Origin of the sequence: Streptomyces tyrfis, assembly GCF_037034285.1 — a bacterium.
Classification (GTDB): domain Bacteria; phylum Actinomycetota; class Actinomycetes; order Streptomycetales; family Streptomycetaceae; genus Streptomyces.
The window spans coordinates 96,627-115,425 of sequence record NZ_JBAGJZ010000025.1 but is presented as its reverse complement, the minus strand read 5'-3'; the positions used below and the strand labels follow the sequence as shown (position 1 = coordinate 115,425).

At 72.8% G+C, this 18,799-nt stretch carries 14 protein-coding genes; 5 read left to right on the top strand and 9 right to left on the bottom strand.

Annotated features, from left to right (window positions below; genetic code table 11):
- Positions 1 to 298: 298 nt before the first annotated feature.
- Entirely contained in the window at positions 299 to 1,363 is a 1,065-nt protein-coding gene (locus WA762_RS20455; protein WP_335937361.1) for a lipoate--protein ligase family protein, read from the top strand.
- A gap of 237 nt (positions 1,364 to 1,600) precedes the next feature.
- Here the strand turns inward: WA762_RS20455 and WA762_RS20450 are convergent, their stop codons facing one another.
- The 3 genes from WA762_RS20450 to WA762_RS20440 all read right to left on the bottom strand — a co-directional run bounded on the left by WA762_RS20450 (position 1,601) and on the right by WA762_RS20440 (position 7,635).
- Positions 1,601 to 2,932 carry a glycosyltransferase 87 family protein gene (locus WA762_RS20450; RefSeq protein ID WP_335937360.1) on the bottom strand — a complete coding sequence of 444 codons (1,332 nt, stop codon included), beginning with the start codon at positions 2,930 to 2,932 and terminating at the stop codon, positions 1,601 to 1,603.
- Between the two features lie 260 nt (positions 2,933 to 3,192).
- Positions 3,193 to 5,772 (bottom strand): SpoIIE family protein phosphatase, encoded by a 2,580-nt coding sequence (locus tag WA762_RS20445; RefSeq protein WP_335937359.1) that lies wholly within the window; start codon positions 5,770 to 5,772, stop codon positions 3,193 to 3,195.
- 378 nt (positions 5,773 to 6,150) lie between these two features.
- Positions 6,151 to 7,635, bottom strand: coding sequence for an amidase (locus WA762_RS20440; RefSeq protein WP_335937358.1), 1,485 nt, complete (start codon positions 7,633 to 7,635; stop codon positions 6,151 to 6,153).
- A gap of 412 nt (positions 7,636 to 8,047) precedes the next feature.
- Between WA762_RS20440 and WA762_RS20435 the strand changes: the two genes are divergently transcribed.
- Complete coding sequence (locus WA762_RS20435) at positions 8,048 to 8,182, top strand: hypothetical protein (protein WP_335937357.1); 135 nt, start codon at positions 8,048 to 8,050, stop codon at positions 8,180 to 8,182.
- 196 nt (positions 8,183 to 8,378) lie between these two features.
- On the opposite strand, the gene WA762_RS20430 is transcribed toward WA762_RS20435, so the two are convergent.
- Genes WA762_RS20430 through WA762_RS20420 form a run of 3 tightly spaced genes read right to left on the bottom strand, consistent with a single transcriptional unit; the run spans position 8,379 to position 11,000 of the window.
- Complete coding sequence (locus WA762_RS20430; RefSeq protein ID WP_335937356.1) at positions 8,379 to 9,398, bottom strand: TIGR03842 family LLM class F420-dependent oxidoreductase; 1,020 nt, start codon at positions 9,396 to 9,398, stop codon at positions 8,379 to 8,381.
- 43 nt (positions 9,399 to 9,441) lie between these two features.
- Positions 9,442 to 10,833, bottom strand: coding sequence for a dihydropyrimidinase (hydA, locus tag WA762_RS20425; protein WP_335937355.1), 1,392 nt, complete (start codon positions 10,831 to 10,833; stop codon positions 9,442 to 9,444).
- Positions 10,830 to 11,000 (bottom strand): hypothetical protein, encoded by a 171-nt coding sequence (locus WA762_RS20420; protein ID WP_335937354.1) that lies wholly within the window; start codon positions 10,998 to 11,000, stop codon positions 10,830 to 10,832. The genes hydA and WA762_RS20420 overlap by 4 nt, the downstream gene beginning before the upstream one ends.
- Positions 11,001 to 11,359: 359 nt before the next feature.
- Between WA762_RS20420 and WA762_RS20415 the strand changes: the two genes are divergently transcribed.
- The gene (locus WA762_RS20415; RefSeq protein WP_335937353.1) at positions 11,360 to 13,240 is read left to right on the top strand and encodes an alkaline phosphatase family protein; all 1,881 of its coding nucleotides are present in this window, start codon (positions 11,360 to 11,362) and stop codon (positions 13,238 to 13,240) included.
- A gap of 100 nt (positions 13,241 to 13,340) precedes the next feature.
- Here the strand turns inward: WA762_RS20415 and WA762_RS20410 are convergent, their stop codons facing one another.
- Both WA762_RS20410 and WA762_RS20405 read right to left on the bottom strand, forming a co-directional pair.
- Complete coding sequence (locus WA762_RS20410) at positions 13,341 to 14,624, bottom strand: aspartate aminotransferase family protein (RefSeq protein WP_335937352.1); 1,284 nt, start codon at positions 14,622 to 14,624, stop codon at positions 13,341 to 13,343.
- On the bottom strand, positions 14,621 to 15,463 hold the full coding sequence (locus WA762_RS20405) for a nitrilase-related carbon-nitrogen hydrolase (RefSeq protein ID WP_335937351.1): 843 nt from the start codon (positions 15,461 to 15,463) through the stop codon (positions 14,621 to 14,623). The genes WA762_RS20410 and WA762_RS20405 overlap by 4 nt, the downstream gene beginning before the upstream one ends.
- A gap of 406 nt (positions 15,464 to 15,869) precedes the next feature.
- Here WA762_RS20405 and WA762_RS20400 point away from each other — a divergent pair, with 406 nt between their 5' ends.
- Both WA762_RS20400 and WA762_RS20395 read left to right on the top strand, forming a co-directional pair.
- Positions 15,870 to 16,838, top strand: coding sequence for an SDR family NAD(P)-dependent oxidoreductase (locus tag WA762_RS20400; protein ID WP_335937350.1), 969 nt, complete (start codon positions 15,870 to 15,872; stop codon positions 16,836 to 16,838).
- A gap of 157 nt (positions 16,839 to 16,995) precedes the next feature.
- The gene (locus tag WA762_RS20395; protein WP_335937349.1) at positions 16,996 to 18,141 is read left to right on the top strand and encodes a Rieske 2Fe-2S domain-containing protein; all 1,146 of its coding nucleotides are present in this window, start codon (positions 16,996 to 16,998) and stop codon (positions 18,139 to 18,141) included.
- A 278-nt stretch (positions 18,142 to 18,419) separates the two neighbouring features.
- On the opposite strand, the gene WA762_RS20390 is transcribed toward WA762_RS20395, so the two are convergent.
- The gene (locus tag WA762_RS20390; RefSeq protein ID WP_335937348.1) at positions 18,420 to 18,797 is read right to left on the bottom strand and encodes a peptidase inhibitor family I36 protein; all 378 of its coding nucleotides are present in this window, start codon (positions 18,795 to 18,797) and stop codon (positions 18,420 to 18,422) included.
- Positions 18,798 to 18,799 lie beyond the last annotated feature (2 nt).

Sequence of the window (18,799 nt, the reverse complement as noted above, 5' to 3'; positions counted from 1 at the left end):
CTGACTCAGCAAGCTCCTGCAAGATCGGAAAGGGCCTCCGATCCAGTTCAGAGGCCCTTTCCAAGGCAAAGCCGCAGGTAGCGGCAGACGAGTCGGGCCGTACGCCGGGTTCTGTTCAGCCCGCCGGCGTATGACGGGCCCGACGGTCGCCCCGCCCATGCCGCTCCAGCGGCATCGCGGCCGCGTAGTCGCTCGTCACGAGCCGGCGTTAAAGTGCGTTGCGAAGCACGTGCGCGTCTGTCCCATGTCGGAGCAACAGGCTCAGGGGCCACGCCGCGCACTGGAAGGGAACAAAGCCGTGCATGGCGAGTACAAGGTGCCCAACGGCAAGCTTGTCGTCGTAGATCTGGACGTCGAGGAAGGCGTACTGCGCAACGTGCGCGTCGCCGGGGACTTCTTCCTGGAACCCGACGAGGCAATCCTCTCGATCGACAGGGCCTTGGAAGGCGCCCCTTCTTCGACGGACGCCGCAGGTCTGGCGGCCCGGATCACGGCAGCCCTGCCGGAGTCGACCGTCATGTTCGGACTGACCGCGGAGGGCGTCGGCATCGCTGTTCGGCGGGCGTTGGCCCATGCGACCGAGTGGAGCGACTACGCCTGGCAGTTGGTGCACACGGAGCCGCAGGCCCCGGCCCTGCACATGGCACTGGACGAGGTCCTCACCGCCGAGGTGGCCGCCGGGCGACGGGCTCCCACGCTGCGGGTCTGGGAATGGGCCTCGCCTGCTGTGGTCATCGGCAGCTTCCAGTCGCTGCGCAATGAGGTGGACCCCGCGGGGGCAGCGAAGCACGGAATGACCGTGGTACGCCGCATCTCTGGTGGTGGAGCCATGTTCGTGGAGCCCATGAGCACCATCACCTACTCCCTGTCTGTGCCGGAGTCGCTGGTCTCCGGCCTCTCCTTCGCCGACAGCTATGCCTACCTCGACGACTGGGTGCTGGGCGCGCTCGGCGACATGGGCATCAAGGCCTGGTACCAGCCGCTCAACGACATCGCCACCGACGCCGGAAAGATCGCCGGCGCCGCTCAGAAGCGGATCGTCGGTTCTGATGGCGGCCCTGGAGCCGTCCTGCACCATGTGACGATGTCGTACGACATCGACGCGGACAAGATGCTGGAGGTGCTGCGGATCGGCAAGGAGAAGCTGTCCGACAAGGGCACCAGGAGCGCCAAGAAGCGCGTCGACCCGCTCCGCCGCCAGACGGGCCTCGCTCGGGAACAGGTGATCGAGAACATGATCGCCTCCTTCCGTAACCGCTACGGACTGACCGACGGCGAGGTCACAGCGGCAGAGATGGCCCAGGCGGAGGAACTGGCGCGGACGAAGTTCGCCACCGAGGAGTGGACCGCCCGGGTGCCGTGACACCACCGCCGGAAGCGGCGGGGCCGTGCGGCGTCGTGACGCGGCGGGGCTCGCGGTGTGGCGATGCCGCCCGGCGTCCACGCGGCGTCGTGCCCCCGGTTGTCCGCGCGGCGTCGTGCCCCCGCCGCCCGTGCGGCGTCGTGATGCCGTCGGCGACCGCGTGGCGGCCGCTCCCCCGCCGCCGTCCCGGGCGACCGCGTCGGGCGGTCGGCGGAACGGCGGCGGGCGTCGAGCGGTCTACGGCTCCCCGGCGCCCGTCAGCGCTCGCCCGGCGGCCGGCCGACGCGGCGCCGGCGGCCGGGACTCGTCCGTTCCGGAGGCCGGTGTCCCCTCGGCCTCGGCGGCGTGCGCCGCCGACAGCCGGGCCGCGAACCGGGGCCAGACGTAGAGGACGACGGGGAAGATCGCGTAGCCGATGCGGGTGGCCGGCGAGAGGGCTATCGCGAAGAGCAGTCCCGTGGCCAGCCGGTCCGCGGCGGCCACGGAGGTGCGCGGCGGGCGGACCAGCAGCGACACGCCCACGCCCAGGGCGCTCAGCGCGATGAGCGCGACGGTGACCGTCTGCCCGTGCGGGACGAAGGCCACGATCAGATGGCCGAGCAGCGGGCTCTGCGCGGTCGACGCCGCCTCGCCCAGCCCCAGCGGGTAGAGGACCACGTTCTGGTAGAAGGCGTCGGTGTCCACCAGCGCCACGGGCACGGTGCACAGGACGGCGACCCCGACGGCCGCCACCGCGCACTTGACGGCGGCGCGCCTGCCGCAGCACACCGCGAACATGGCGACGATCACCGGGATGGCCGGCCAGGCGGTCCACTTGAGGGCCGCCGCCGCGCCCAGGGCCAGGCCCGCGCCCATGACCGCGCGGCGGTCCGCGAAGGCCAGGGCCAGGCAGATGAGTCCGATGACGGGCGGGTCGACGCCCCCGATGGTCAGCGGGAGCGCGACGACGGGGCAGGCGACCAGCCAGAACACGCCCGTCACCGCGGAGGGGGCGGCCCCGGCGTCCGGACGGCTCCCGGCGGTCCGGCCCTTGAGCAGCACCCGTACGGTGGCGATCACGGCCGCCAGGAAGCCGAGGGCGAACCACAGCCGGGCGCTGGTGAACGGGGTGTCGCCGAACAGCATGTGCGGCAGGCCGAAGAGCGACATGCCGGGCAGGTACGGGTTGAAGTCGGGCACCACGTGCGGGGCCGCGTTGTACGCCGTGCCGGAGGTGAACAGCAGGTCGGCCGAGCGTTCCACCACGCCGACCTCCATCTGCGCCTTGCCGGTCGCGGTGAGGTAGAGCAGGGGGGCGACCACCGATCCGGCCGTCGCGACGACGGCGGGGACGCGCGCCCACGGCGCGGACGAGATCAGGGCGACCACGGCCGCGCACGCGTAACCGACCGCGCCGCTCAGCCCCCATGCCTCCTGCGCCGTGCCGGGGGGCGAGGACAGCCCCACCGCCAACGCCGAGACCGCGCACACCAGCAGCACCGGCCAGTCCCAGCGCCGCCACCGCGACGACGGCCTGTCCGTCGAGCCGGACCCCGGTATCCGCTCACGCATCGCTGTCGTCACCGTCACCAGCCCCGGCCGAGTATTCGGAAGCCGGACACGACGCCGTGCGCGCGTCGGCGCGCCCCGCGTTCTGGCTGATCACATGGGGTGAGGGGGGAGATCATGCACGGGACTATACTCACCGGTCATAGATCATATGCCCGCGTGCCCGCACGGACGCGCGCCCCGGCCCGCACGCCACGGGGCGCTCGCGAGACGTGACGTGCGCAGACCATACTCCACGCTCCGGGGGTGCCGTGCCCCGTGTCCACGGTCCGGGGGCGTGGTCAGCCGCCCCTGCGCGGGAGGTCCTGCTCGGTCCAGATGACCTTCCCCTCGGACGTGTAACGGGTGCCCCAGCGGCGGGTGAGCTGGGCGACCAGGAAGAGACCGCGCCCGCCCTCGTCGGTGGTCCTGGCGTGCCGCAGCCGCGGCGAGGTGCTGCTGGCGTCCGAGACCTCGCAGATCAGCACGGACTGGCGCAGCAGCCGCAGCCGGATCGGGCCGGCTGCGTAGCGCACGGCGTTGGTGACCAGTTCGCTGACGATCAGCTCGGTCGTCGTCTCCAGCTCCTCCAGACCCCAGGTCCGCAGCAGGCGGGCGGTGCGGGAGCGGACGCCGGCGACGGCCGCCGGGTCGGAGGGCACCTCCCAGGAGACGACGTGGTCGGCGCTGAGCTCATGGGTGCGGGCCAGCAGGAGGGCGACGTCGTCGGGCTGCGGGACGGGGAGCAGCTGCTCGACGACCGTCTCGCACAACGCGTCGAGCGGAAGGCCGCGCTGGGCCAGGGCGCCGCTGAGGCGGGTCATCCCGAGTTCGGCGTCCCGGTCCCTGCCTTCGATGAGGCCGTCGGTGTAGAGGGCGATGAGGCTGCCCTCCGGCAGGTCGATCTCCGCCGTCTCGAAGGGCATTCCGCCCAGTCCCAGCGGGGGTCCCGGGGGCAGTTCGGGGAAGCTGACGCGCCCGTCCGTGGAGACGACGGCCGGGGGCGGGTGGCCCGCGCGGGCCATGGTGCAGCGCTGGGTGACCGGGTCGTAGATCGCGTAGAGGCAGGTGGCGCCGAGCACCGTGGTGCCGCTCGCCTCCCCCTCCGGTTCCTCCTCGCCGAGGCGGAGCACCAGGTCGTCGAGGTGGGCCAGGAGCTCGTCGGGGGGAAGGTCCATGTCCGCGAGGGTGTGCACCGCGGTGCGGAGTCTGCCCATGGTCGCGGCGGCGCTGATGCCGTGTCCGACGACGTCTCCGACGACCAGGGCGACCCGGGCGCCGGAGAGCGGGATCACGTCGAACCAGTCTCCCCCGACCCCGTCCTTGGCGTCCGCGGGGAGGTACGAGGACGCCACGTCCAGGGCCATCCCGCCGGGCAGGGTGTGCGGGAGCAGGCTGCGCTGGAGGGTGAGCGCCGCGGTGTGCTCATGGGTGTAGCGGCGGGCGTTGTCCACGCTCACCGCGGCGCGGGCCACCAGTTCGCGGGCGGGCACCACATCGTCCGGTTCGAACGGGACCAGGTTCACCGAGCGTACGAAGGTGGTCAGCCCGAGGACCGTGTCGCGGGCCCGCATGGGCACCGCGATGAGCGAGTGGAGGCCGAACTCGCGGATGCGGGCGGCGCGCTCGGGCTGTTCGACGGTCATCAGATGGCTGAAGGACTCGAGGACCGGGATCAGCACGGGTTCGCCGTCGATGAGGAACCGGACGTCGTACGGCGGGGGCACGAAGTCGACCAGGTCCCCGATCCGGCAGACGGCCTCCGGGCAGCCCTCGCGCACCGAGCTCATGGCGGCGCGCCGCATCCTGGGCCGGGAAGACGCCGTGCCGGGGCGGACGGCGCCCTTCCCGGAGAGCGGCGTCCCGGAGAACGCCGTGACCGCCGGTCCCGGGTCGCCGGGCCACTGCCCCGGGTCGCCGGGCCGGGCGACCGGTTCCAGCAGGTCGACGAGGACCAGGTCCGCGAAGCGCGGCACCGCGAAGTCGGCCAGTTCCTGGGCGGTGCGCAGCACGTCCAGGGTGCTGCCGATACTGGCTCCGGCGTCGCTGACCAGGGCCAGCCGCTGCTGCGCCTTCCAGCGGTCGGTGACGTCCGTGACCATGTAGCAGATGCCGGTGACGCCGCCCTCGCCGTCGGTCAGGGGGAAGAACGAGCTGGAGTAGGCACGCTGGCGGTGCGGATCGGCCCAGCTCCAGCCCCGGTACTCGTAGTCGATGACGGGGACGCGCGTGTCCAGCACCCCGCGCATCAGGGTCTCGATGGAGTCGGCCTCCAGTCCCGGGAGCACCTCGCTCATCCGGCGGCCCAGGCGCTGCTCGCGCGGGACGCCGCCGATGCGTTCCAGGGTGTCGTTCACCCACACGTACCGAAGTTGCGGGCTCATCACCGCCATGCCGATCGGCGAGCTGGTCAGGAAGGCGTCCAGCACGGACTGCCCCACCGTCCACTCCGGTCTCCGCTCGCGGGCGGAGACCAGGAACGCCTCCCGGTCGTCCAGTTGGAAGGAGGCCGAGACCCGCAGGTCCACCTCGACCCGCCGCCCGTCCTGGCACCGCACGGCGCCGGCGCCGCTCCACCCGACGCCGGCGCGGCACCGGTCGACGATCCCCGCGACGCGGACCGGGTCCTCGGGCATGGCGAGCAGGAAGGCGGCGGGCCGTCCGACGACCTCGGGGGCGTGGTAGCCCAGGAGGTCCTGGGCGCTCTGCGTCCAGCCGACGACCGTCCCGGTCCCGGAGACCACGGCCGTCGCGTCGTTCGCCGTGTCGAAGACGGCGTGGTGGGCGTCGGGCGGAGCCGGCGGATGCGGAGGAATCGGCTGACCGGGGCGGCCGGGCGGCGGTTCGGATCCGGGCGCCGGCTGCGGGCCTGCGGACGCCATACTCGTCACCACCCATCCACTCCGATCCACTCCATGGTCCTGCCTGCGGCGCTCCGGTGCGAACCTCCGCGGGCGCTCGATGCGCGAAGACGCGGCCCCGGACGTCCCCGGCGGGTGCCGTCCGGCGGGCGGCGGACGGCGGACGACGCCCTGCGCGCGGGTGAAGCACGGGCGCGCGCCCGGCCGGACCGCTCCCCGTGGAACGGGCCCACCCGGTGCGGGACCGGTGGTCCGGTCGGGTGGTCCGGAACGGCGGCGGGGACTCGGCGCGACGGACCCGCCCGACGGCGGTGACACGTCGGCGGAGGCGTGTCGGAGCCACGTCGACGACGGCACGTCGGCGCACGGAGGTGTGCCGGGGGTACGGCCGCGGTCGGGTCAGCGCCGTCCCCCGGCCGGGCCCGGGGCCGGAGCCGGGGCGGCGGCCGGGGGCCGCAGTTCGTACCAGCGCCGTTCCGCCTCCAGCTGGGCGGCGAGCGAGATCAGCAGCTCCTCGCTGCGGGAGGGCCCCAGCAACTGGGCGCCGACCGGCAGCCCCTCGGAGGTGAACCCGGCCGGCACATTGACGCCGGGCCAGCCCAGTACGTTCCACGGCCAGGCGTACGGGCACGCCTCGGCCATCGCCACATCGGTGCGCCAGGCGCTCAGCCCGTCGAACCGGCCGATCGGGGGCGGGGGCAGCGCGGTCGTCGGGGTGAGCAGCACGTCGTAGCCGGCGGCCGCGCCGGATGCGCGGAAGAACGCGCCGATCCTGCGGTGCTGCCGCACTTCCCGCGCCCTGGCCGCGCGCACCACCCGGCCGCCGAGCCGGGTCCCGGTGCGCAGCGCGCTGCGGGTGCGGGGGTCGAGGAGGGCAGGGTCCGGGTGGCGGGCGGCGAGTTCCGCGATCCCGACGGTGGCGCGGGGCACGAAGCCGAGTCCGATCAGCCCGTAGCGGGGCCGGGCCTCCTCGACGTCGTGGCCGAGGCGGGCGAGCGTCTCGGCGAGGGTGCTGACGGCCCGGCACACGTCGGGGTGGGGTGCGGAACGGGTGAGGGTGAGCGGCGGACGCCAGGCCAGGGCGATGCGCAGCCTGCCCGGATCGCGCCGGGCGGCGGCCGACGCCTCGACGGCGGGCGGCCGGTGCGGGTCGTCCGGGTGGGGTCCGGCGACCGCGTCAAGCAGCAGGGCGGCGTCGGCGACGGTCCTGGCCAGCGGCCCGTTGACGGTGAGTCCCTGGAAGGCGTCGCTCCGCGGGTGGCCGGAGATCCGGCCGCGCTGCGGTTTGACGCCGACGAGGTGGGTCCAGGCGGCGGGGATGCGGACCGATCCCGCACCGTCCGATCCGAGGGCCGCGGGCACCAGTCCGGCGGCGACGGCCGCGGCGGAGCCGCCGGACGAGCCGCCGGGGGTGTGCCCGGTGTGCCAGGGGTTGCGGGTGGCGCCGAAGGCGGGGCCCTCGGTGAACGGCCACTGGCCGAGTTCGCAGGAGTTGGTCTTGCCGACGATCACGGCGCCGGCGGCCCGCAGTCTGCGTACCGCCTCGCTGTCGGCGGCGGCGGGCGGCAGATCGCCGCCGCAGCCGAAGTACGTCGGCATCCCGGCCACGTCGGTGTCGTCCTTGACGGCCACCGGCACTCCGAGCAGGGGCAGCCGCTCCCCCGCGGCGAGCCGGCGGTCGGCTTCGGCGGCCTCGGCGAGCGCGGCCTCCGCCCGCAGGTGCCGGAAGGCGTTGAGGGCGGCCTGGCTCGTCTCGATCCGGGCCAGGGCCTCGGACACCAGCCGGACCGAGGTGGTGCGGCCCTCGGCCAGTTCCCGTGCGCTGGCGGCGAGTCCGATCGGGTGAACCGGTCCGGTGGCCGCCACGGCTTCCGTTGAGGACATGGGCTGCCCGCCTTCCTCCGTCGGCGGGTGCGTGCCCGCGGCCGCACCCGTGCGCCCGAACGCTTACCGGAGGGTAACGAGTGCCGGACGGTCCGCTCAACCGGTACAGAGCGCCCGGGCGGCGCGGCCCCGGCGCCCGGGACCGGGCAGCGACCTCCCGGCCCGGGTCCGTCTCCCGTACGGGCACGGGCCCGTGCCACGCCCGAAGCGGTGACGCCTCCGGGGCCTCCGCGCCCGGGCGCACGCGGGCCCGTGCGCGCCGGACTCCCGTGCTCCGCGCCCCGGCGCGCGGGCCCCCCGCACCGCGCGCAGCGCCTCCCGCCCCGCCGTACGCTCGGAGGGACCGGTTCCGCTCGGAGGGACCGGTTCGCACACCTGGGCAGGCCCCGACGGGTCCGCGGAGGGAGGCGCCGTGGCCAGCCGGATCACCGGCCCGCGCCGGACCGTTCTGACCGCGATTCTGGTGGCGGGAATCAGCAGCGGCGGCGTCGGCGGAGTGGCGCGGGCGGACAACGGCATCGACACGCTCACGTCAAGCTCGGCGTGACGGGATCGTGCCGCCGGCCGCTCGGGGCGGGGACGCCCCGGGGGGTTCAGGCGTACCACCGCCCCGCCGGCAGGACGCCTTGACCGGATTCCGCGACCAGCCGGGACCGGGGACCGGCGGGCCAGGCGTCGCACGGCGGGCGGCAGTTCGAAGACGGGGTCCGAGGGTTGTCCCGCCAGGGATCACGGGACCGCCCTCAGCGCGAGCCGAGCGCCGGAATGACGTCGGACCCGTACACGTCGATGGTGGTCTCGCGGTCGTCGTGCATGTCGTAGACGGCGAACTGGTCGACGCCGAGGTCGCGGAGGCGCCGCAGCTTCTCGATGTGGGCGCCGGCGGGGCCGAGGAGGCAGAAGCGGTCGACGATCTCGTCGGGGACGAACGCGGTGTCGGGGTTTCCGGCGCGGCCGTGGTGGCTGTAGTCGTAGCCCTGACGGTTCTCGATGTACGCGGTCAGCTCCTCCGGGACCATGGCGGAGTGCGCGCCGTACTTGGCGACCAGGTCGGCGACGTGGTTGCCGACCATCCCGCCGAACCAGCGGCACTGGTCGCGGGCGTGCGCCAGGGCCTCGGCCGAGTCGTCGGCGGTGACGTACGCGGGGGCGGCGACGCAGACGGTGAGCGCGGCCGGGTCGCGGCCCGCCTCGGCGGCGGCCTGCCGGACCGCCTTGACCATCCACTCGGTGAGGAAGGGGTCGGCGAGCTGGAGGATGAAGCCGTCGGCCTTCTGCCCGGCGAGGGCGAGCGCCTTCGGCCCGTACGCGGCCATCCAGACGGGCAGACGACCGTTCTTCACCCACGGGATGCGGATCGGGTTGCCGTCCACCACCGCCTCGCGGCCCTCCGCCAGATCGCGGATGACCTCGATGGCCTCGCCCAGGCGGGCCAAAGTGTCGGGCTTGCGGCCCGCGACGCGCATCGCGGAGTCGCCGCGGCCGATGCCGCACACGGTCCGGTTGCCGAACATGTCGTTGAGGGTCGCGAAGGTGGAGGCCGTCACCTCCCACGTCCGCGTTCCCGGGTTGGTCACCATCGGACCCACGTGGAGCCCCGTGGTGTGTTCCAGGATCTGGCTGTAGAGGACGAAGGGCTCCTGCCAGAGCACGGCGGAGTCGAAGGTCCAGCCGTAGCGGAAGCCGTTGCGCTCCGCCCGGCGCATCAGGTCGACGACCTGCGAGGCGGGCGGGTCGGTCTGCAGAACGAGTCCGAAGTCCACTGAGGGGCCTCCAAGTTCAAGTCGGTGTGGACGGATCGCGAGGTCAGCCCAGGTACTGGCAGGTGGCACGCGGTACGAACATGCCGTGTCCTGCGCGGCCCGTGAACGTCCGCCGGTCGATGACGACCTCGCCGCGCGAGAGGACGGTCTCGACCCGGCCGGCGACCGTCTTCCCCTCGTACGCCGAGTAGTCCACGTTCATGTGGTGGGTCCGCGCCGACAGGGACTGGGCGGCGTGCGGGTCGTAGATGACGATGTCCGCGTCCGCGCCCGGCGCGATCGTGCCCTTCTGCGGGTAGAGGCCGAACATCCGGGCCGGGGTCGCGCAGGCGATCTCGATCCAGCGGCGGCGCGAGATGTGCCCGTCCACGACGGCCTGATGGAGCAGGTCCATCCGGTTCTCCACCCCCGGGAGGCCGTTGGGAATCTTCGAGAAGTCGCCCCGGCCCAGCTCCTTCTGGCCGACGAAACAGAACGGGCAGTGGTCCGTGGAGACCACCTGGAGGTCGTTCGTCCGCAGGCCGCGCCACAGCGCGGCCTGGTGCTCCTTCGGGCGGAGCGGCGTCGAGCAGACGTACTTGGCGCCCTCGAAGTCCGGCTCGGCGAGGTTGTCGGTGGACAGGAACAGATACTGCGGGCAGGTCTCCCCGAAGACGGGCAGCCCCTTGTCGCGGGCCGCGGCCAGCTCCGCGACCGCCTCCTCGGCGGAGACGTGCACGACGTACAGCGGCGCACCGGCGACCCTGGCCAGTTGGATCGCGCGGTGCGTGGCCTCGGCCTCCAGCAGGGCCCTGCGGACCTCCCCGTGGTGGCGGGGATCGGTCTCGCCCCGCTCCAGGGCCTGCTCCACCAGCACGTCGATGGCGATGCCGTTCTCCGCGTGCATCATGATCAGGCCGCCCGTGTCACCGGCCTTCTGCATGGCCCGCAGGATCTGCCCGTCGTCCGAATAGAAGACCCCCGGATACGCCATGAACAGTTTGAACGAGGTCACGCCCTGCTCGACGAGCCTCGGCATCTCCCTCAGCGTCGACTCGTTCACATCGGACATGATCATGTGGAACGCGTAGTCGATCGCGCATTTCCCGTCCGCCTTCTCGTGCCAGGCGTCCAGGCCGGCCCGGAGCGCCTCGCCCCTCGACTGCACCGCGAAATCGACGATCGTGGTCGTCCCGCCCCACGCCGCCGCCCGCGTCCCCGTCTCGAACGTGTCCGACGCGAACGTGCCGCCGAACGGCATCTCCATGTGCGTGTGGGCGTCGATCCCGCCCGGGATCACGTACTTCTGCGACGCGTCGATCACCCGCTCCGCGGTCCACCGCTGGCTTCCCGGCGTCGCCAGCGCCACCACCCGGCCGTGCTCGACCAGCACGTCCGCGTGCGTTTCGTCGGCAGCCGTGATCACGAGACCGCCGGTAATCAGAGTCCGAGTCATTTCCCAGAGTTCCCTTCACGCCGACTGCCGACCGGGCCACCACCGGCGAGGGCCGGGGTCGCGCCCCGGCCCTCCCTCCTCGCGCGGCCGCCCCCGACGAGCACCTCGGCATGGATCTCGTGGAACGCGGTGATGCCGGGACCACCGTGGACGACGGTGCGGCTCATGTACCCCTCCTCACTGCGGTGGAACGGGTCTACGCACGTAGACAGGTGCGTGGTGAAGAACGTAGAAGCGGGTTACCCACTGTGGCAATACCGCTGCGATCGACCGCTGAAGACGTTTCGGTTTCCCGCGTCCGGCACTCCACCGGCCCATAGGGCGCGACGGGCGACGATGCCCGCACCACCGCTCCTGGATAACGAATTGATGACGGGTCTGGTCCATATGTCGAGTACGGTTCATGTGCTCGTCCCGTGCGAGGCGTGGTCCGCTCACCACCGGGCGCGAACCTCGGACACGTCGCCGGACGCCCCCTTCCGTCCTGTCCGGCGCTCATCGACCGATCCGGGAGGATCACGTGTCCTTGTCGCGCTCCGCGCGTACGGTGCTGGCCGCCGCCACCGTCGCCGCCGTCGCCCTGCCCCTCGCCACCACGGCCGCCCACGCCCAGGACTCCCGGGCCTCGGCGGCTGCCCCGTACGCCGGTCTGCCGTCCGGCACCAAGCAGGCGAAGACCCTGGTCATCGGCATCGACGGCGCCACCTTCGACACCTTCTCGCGCGCCGACGTGCCGCGTCTGAAGCAGCTCATGGCCGAGGGGCTGACCGCGCGCAGCAACCTCTACGCCGACCCGATGGCCCCGACCGTCTCGGGGGCCGGCTGGTCGTCGATCGCCACGGGCGTCTGGCCCGACAAGCACAACGTGAAGGACAACAACTTCACCAACCCGAACTACGGTCAGTACCCGGACTACGCCACCCGGCTGGAGACCGCCGACCCGGCCGCCTCCACCCTCGTCGTCGGCACCTGGAGCCCCATCCCGCAGACCGTCTTCGGCGCGAAGACGGACCTGCGGATAGCCGGCGGTAACGACGCGGGCACCACCGCCAAGGCGGTGGACTACCTCGCGAACGGCAACCCCGACTCCACCTTCGTGCACCTCGACGAGGTCGACGGGGCCGGGCACGGCTCCGGCTCGTCGAGCGACGCCTACCTCAAGGCGCTGCACACAGCCGACGCCCAGGTGGGCCGGATGCTCGACGCCGTGACCTCCCGGCCGACGTACGCCGACGAGGACTGGCTCGTCGTCGTCACCGCCGACCACGGCCACACTCCCACCGGCGGACACGGCGGCAACTCCCCGCTGGAGCGCGGCACGTTCGTGATCGCCAAGGGCAAGGGCTTCGCGCCCGGCTCGGTGCGCCACGATGTGAAGATCACCGACATCGCGCCGACCGTCCTGCGTCACGAGGGCGTCGCCGCCGACCCCGCCTGGAACCTCGACGGCACCGCGATCGGCGAGCTGAAGCCGGACGCCTTCGACACGCTGCGCGGTTCGCTGCGCGGGCCCGTCGACGAGACGAAGCTCCCGGCGGACGCCAAGGGCTGGACGAACACCCCGCCCGAGGGCTGGTCCATCGACAACTCGAAGATGCCGTCGGGCGGGGTCACCGAGTGGCGCGGCTGGGCCTTCGCCACCGACGAGTTCTGGAGCAACGCCGAGCGCGGACAGGGCCGCGAGACCAACGTGCGGGCCCGCGACGTGTTCGCGGTCGCGGACTCCGACGAGTGGGACGACAAGGCGCACGCCGCCGGGCAGTTCGACTCCACCCTGATCAGCCCCGCGTACCGGCTGAACGGCGCGTCGAAGGCGACCGTCTCGTACGCCACCGACTACCGCGTCGACGGTCCGCAGACCGGTGATGTCCATGTGTCGTACGACGGCGGCGCCCCGCAGCCGGTGAAGTCGTACCGGAGCAACGCCAACACCGTCGAGCGGCTGGAGCTGGCGGTCCCGGCGGGCGCGAAGTCGGCCCGGCTGAGCTTCCGTTACACGGGCACCAACAGCGCGTTCTGGACGGTCGACCAGGTCGCCTTCGCCCAGCCCGCCCCGCCGTCGCAGCTCGCCGTCGCCTCGCTGAGCGCGGACACGAACCTGCTCGGCAGGCCCGGCTCCGACTCCCCCTGGAAGGTCACGGCGCACGCCGTGGTACGCACCGCGCAGGGCAAGCCGGTGAAGGGCGCCGACGTCACCGCCGAGCTGACCGCCGGCGGCACGGTCCAGCGGCTGACCGGCGCCACGAAGAAGGACGGCTCGGTCACGTTCAGGGCCACCGTTCCGCGGGGCGTCGCCACCGCCGCGCTCGCCGTCACCGAGGTGCGCTACCAGGACCTCGCCTACCACGGCGAGCTCGACCCGGTCCGCACCCTGGACCTCGCCCGCCCCACCGGCCCCAAGGGCTGAGCCCCCGGCCGGGACCCGGCACGCACGCCCGGGGCCCGGCCCCCGCCGCCCGCGCCCCCGCATGCCGGGGGCACGGTCCGGGGCCTCGCCCGGGCCGCGCTCAGCCGACGGTCCGCAGGGCCTCGGCCAGGATCCGCGCGCCCTCCTCCGCCTCGGAGACGGTCAGCGAGAGCGGCGGGGCGATCCGCAGCACACTGGTGTCATGGCCGCCGCCCTTGCCGATGAGCAGGCCGCCCTCCCGGGCCGCTTCGAGTACGGCGGAGGCCGCCTCGGGGTTCGCCTCGTCGGTGCCCGGTCCGGTCAGCTCGACGCCGATCATCAGCCCCCGGCCGCGCACCTCCCGCACACACGCGCACCCGGCGCCGACCGCGCGCAGCCGTTCGATCAGCAGACCGCCGACCCGCCGGGCGTTGCCCTGGAGATCGTGCTCCAGGAGGTACGAGACGTTGGCGAGTCCCGCCGCCATCGTGACCGGCGAGCCGCCGAAGGTCGAAATGGAGTTGGCGTCCAGGCAGTTCATGACCTCGGCGCGGGCCACCACCCCGCCGATCGACATCCCGTTGCCGATGCCCTTGGCGAAGGTCAGGATGTCCGGCGGTCCGTTCTCGCCGTGCGCCTGCCAGCCCCAGAAATGCTCTCCGGTGCGACCCCAGCCGGTCTGCACCTCGTCGGAGATCCACAGAACCCCGTGCCGGTCGAGGACCCGGCGGAACGCCGCGTACAGTCCGTCGGGCGGCGAGGTGAACCCGCCGACACCCTGGATGGGTTCGGCGATCAGGGCGGCGGGCGGGCGGGTGTGGCCGAGCAGGTCCTCCAGGTCCGCGACGCACGCCGCGATGAAGTCGGCGTCGCCCAGGTGCGCGTACGGCCCCCGGGTGCGGACCCCGCCGTGCACGTAGAGCGTCTGCAGCGGGGACAGACCGGTGGGCGTCCAGGCGCGGTTGCCGGTGATGGAGACCGTGGAGAACGACCGGCCGTGGTAGCTGTTGCGCATCGCGAGGACCTGGTTCGACCCGCGGTACGCGGTGGCGAGCAGCAGCGCCGTGTCGTTGGCCTCGGTCCCGGACGTCGTGAAGAAGACCCGGGCGTCCGGGATGCCGGACAACGCGGCTACCCGCTCGGCAAGTTCGACCATCGGCCGGTTGAGGTAGAGCGTGGAGGAGTGGATGATCCGCCCGGCCTGCTCGGCCACCGCCTTGGTCACCTCGGGCAGGGCGTGGGCGGTCATGGTGGTGAGGATGCCGCCGAAGAAGTCGAGATAGCGCCTGCCGTCGGCGTCCCAGACGTGCCGGCCCTCGCCGTGGGTGATCTCCAGCGGGTCCTTGTAATAGAGCGTCAGCCAGTCGGGCGCGACGGCGAGATGGCGCTGGTGCAGGCTGCTCACGGTTCGATCAGCCCCTCGTACGCGTCGGGACGGCGGTCCCGGTAGAACGCCCACTGCCGGCGGACCTCGTCGATGAGGCCGAAGTCGAGGTCGCGCACGACGAGTTCGTCCGCCTTGTCGTCGGCGACGTCACCGACGAACTGGCCGCGCGGATCGACGAAGTAGCTGCTGCCGTAGAAGTCGTTGTCGCCGTACTCCTCCTGGCCGACGCGGTTGATCGCGGCGACGAAGTACTCGTTGGCGACGGCGGCCGCGGGCTGCTCCAGCTGCCAGAGGTAGGCGGAGAGGCCGCGCGAGGTGGCGGACGGGTTGTAGACCAACTGCGCGCCGTTGAGGCCGAGTTGACGCCAGCCCTCGGGGAAGTGGCGGTCGTAGCAGATGTAGACGCCGACCTTGCCGACGGCGGTGTCGAAGACCGGCCAGCCGACGTTCCCCGGCTTGAAGTAGTACTTCTCCCAGAACCCCTTGACCTGCGGGATGTGGTGCTTGCGGTACTTGCCGAGGTAGGAGCCGTCGGCGTCGATGACCGCGGCGGTGTTGTAGTAGAAGCCGGACTGCTCGACCTCGAAGACCGGCACGACGATCACCATGCCGGTCTCACGGGCGAGGTCCCGCATCCGCCGGACCGTCGGCCCGTCCGGCACCGGCTCGGCCCAGCGGTAGTGCTCGGGTTCCTGCACCTGGCAGAAGTAGGGGGCGTTGAACACCTCCTGGAAACCGATGATCCGCGCGCCCCGGCGGGCGGCCTCGCGCGCGTGCTCCTCATGCTTGGCGATCATGGATTCGGTGTCGCCGGTCCAGGTCGCCTGGACGAGTGCGGCGCGTACGACATGGGACATGAGCTGCTCCTTCGACGCGGCGTCAGAGAGCCTCAACGCGTTTCTACGCCCGTAGAAGCGGGCGTAGAGGAGAACGTAGGCCCCGCCACACAGCGGGGCAAGACCATCGCCCCGAACCGACGGAGTCGATCATGATTCACACCCGTGCGGTCCATACGCCCGCCGGCCGCCGCCCCGGGTGCGGCGGCCGGGGCGGGCCGGACGCGCGCGGCCCCGAGGCCGGCCCCGACGTAATCCCCTGGCGCGCGGCGCGGACGAGCACTAACGTCGCTGACGAGACGTGACGTTTCGTCTCATCACGAGCGCTTCTCGGCGCGTCACCCGGGCCGGTGCGCCTCGCCCTCGCCGCGTCGGCCCGCTCGCCGGGACAGGCCGTGCTCGCGCGCGGAGACGAGGAGGGGATTTCATGAATCCGGTGGATACGACAGGCGGTCCGGCGGAGACGGCGGATTCCGCACGGGCGACGGCTTCCGCGTCGGCGGAGGCTTCGGCCCGGTCGGCGGCTTCGGCGCATGCGGCCGCTTCGGCGGGCGCGGCGCGTGAGGCGGATTCCGCACCGGGCGGGCGGACTTGGTTCATCACCGGCGCCTCCCGCGGCCTGGGCCGCGCGTTCACCGAGGCCGTGCTGGCCGCCGGGGAGAAGGTCGTGGCCGCGTCCCGCGACACCGGTCCGCTCACCGGTCTGGCCGAGAAGTACCCGGACCGCCTCGCCCTCCTCACACTGGACGTCGCGGACCGGCGGGCCGTGTTCGCGGCGGCGGACCGGGCGGTGGCGGCCTTCGGCCGGCTCGACGTCGTGGTCAACAACGCGGGCGGTCTGCTGTACGGGATGGTGGAGGAGGCCACGGAGTCGCAGATCCGGGCCCACCTCGACGTCAACTTCTTCGGCGCGGTGTGGGTGGCCCAGGCCGTCCTCCCCCACCTGCGCGCACAGGGCTCCGGACGCCTGCTCCAGATCACGTCCATGGGCGCGGGCGCCGGCATGGCGTCCGTCGGGTTCTACGGGGCGGGCAAGGCCGCGCTCGACTCGCTCAGCGAGGCGTTGGCGATGGAGGTCGAACAGTTCGGGATCGAGGTCACCATCGTCCAGATGGGCGGCTACGCCACCGAGTTGTTCACCGCGGGCACCACGACGACGCCGCCCGACCCGGCCTATGACGCGCTGCGCGCCCGGATGGCGGAGGCATGGGGCGACGACGCCGGTCCGGATCCCCGCACGGCGGCGCCGGCGCTCATGGAACTGGCCTCGATGTCCGATCCGCCCCGGCGCGTGGTGCTCGGCGGTCGGTCGTTCGAACTGGTCCAGGAGATGCACCGGGCGCGCGCCGAGGAGTACCGGGCCGGGGAACACCTCAGCCGCATGGCCCCCGGCTGATCCGCGCGCGGACGGGGTGGGCGGGCCGGGCTCACCGGCCCGACCACCCTGTCAACCCCCGTCCCCTCCTTCACCGTTCGGGTGATGTGCATGGTGTCGCGAGGATCCCGGAGAGGGCTGGGCAGCCTCCAGACGACCAGCGTTGAAAGGGGACGTCGTGGGACTGTCACGCGCGTACGAACGCGGCATCAGCGAGGGCCCGGCTCCGGCCGACGTCGCGGGCACACCCGCCCTGCCCTATCCGAGCGGCTGGTCCGCCCTGGCCTTCTCCGACGAGTTGCGGCCGGGCACCGTGCTCACCCGGCCGCTCGCCGGGCAGGACGTGGTGCTGTACCGGCTGGGTTCGGGGGAACTGCGCGCCGTCCGGCCGTACTGCCCGCATCTCGGGGCCCACCTCGGCCTGGCGAAGGTCGACGGGGACGATCTGGTGTGCCCGTTCCACTTCTTCGCGTTCGGCCCGGACGGCAGGTGCGTGCGGACGGGGTACGACACCAGCCCGCCGAGACCGCCCTTGACGCAGCTGCCGGTCCACGAGGTCAACGGCGCCGTCTTCGTCTGGCGGCACCACGACGGCCGGGCACCGGACTGGTCGATCCCCGAGTGGCACCGGATCGGGCGCCGGCCCGCCCGCACCGCAGCCTGGGAGCTGGCCGGGCACGCCCAGGAGGTCATCGAGAACTCCGTCGACCTCGGGCACTTCGCCACTCTGCACGGCTGGAGGAAGGCCGAGATGGGCGGTCCCGTCGTCTACGACGACACCAGGTTCCATGTGTCCATGAGGGCCCATGAGTCGGCGCCGATGCTGGGGGACTTCGTCGTCGAGGTGGAGGTGGACGGTTACGGCCTCGGCTGCCTGCACGCCGACGTGCACACGCCCCGGATCGGGCTGCGGATGTGCACGATGGTGATGCCGACGGCCATCGCCCCCAACCGCATGCAGTTCCGGCAGCAGAACCGCGTCGCCTTCTCGGAACCGGCCCGGCTGCCGGCGCCGCTGGCCCGCGCGGTGAGCCGTGCCGCCGCCCGGCTGCTGGACCGCGCCATCTTCCGGTCCAGTTGTGAGTTCACCGCCGCCGACTTCCCGATCTGGCACCACAAGCAGTACCGCCAGCCTCCCGGACTCGCCGCCGGCGACGGCCCGATCGGCCCGTTCCGCCGCTGGGCCCGCCGCTTCTACCCGCCGCCGGCCGGGGACGCGGGGACGGCGCCCGCCCCCGGCGCGGGTGAGACGCCGCCGGCCCGGCGGAGCCGGACGGAACGGCGACCGCACGAGGCGCCGGGCGGCGGAGCCGAGGCGTTCTGAGTCGCGGCGGGGGCCGGCAGCCGAGGCCGACGGCGCCCCGGCCGCCTCGCCGAGCCGCCGCCACCGCGCGCCCCGCCCCCGTCGCGGGAACCACACGCGCGCCGCGCCGGGTCATGGGGTCGGCAGCCGTCCGGGCGCGGTGCGGCTCGTCGCCCGGTCGCCGTTCCCCGGCCCGACCCGATTTCCCCCCTTCTCCCCTCCCCTCTTCTCTTTCCTCTCCCTTCTTCACGGCTCAGGCACGTGGATTCCGGACCGCTTCGGCGTTCCCCTCGACCGTGTCAGCATTTGCCCCAGCTGTTGGAGCTTCCCTTGTGCGCGTGGGCGGCGTCCCTCGGGGAGGACTTTCCGGCCTTGATGACCTTCACGCTCCCCGTGAATCCCTTGTACTGCCAGACGCAGGCGTCCAGCCCGGACTTGTTGTTGTTGAACCAGGACGCGTCGTGGTTCTCGATCGCATAGCCGCCCCAGGTACTGTTGCTGTCCTTGAACTTGAACATGTGGCCCTTGTAGTCCGTCTGATCCCACACGCACAGATAGCCCTTCGGACACGCCGCCGTGCCCTGGGCGGCCGCCGGCGCGGCGCTCGACACGGGACCCGCGAGGACGAGGGCGGCCGAGAACCCGGCGGCGAGAACGGGGAAGAGGATCCGACGCATGA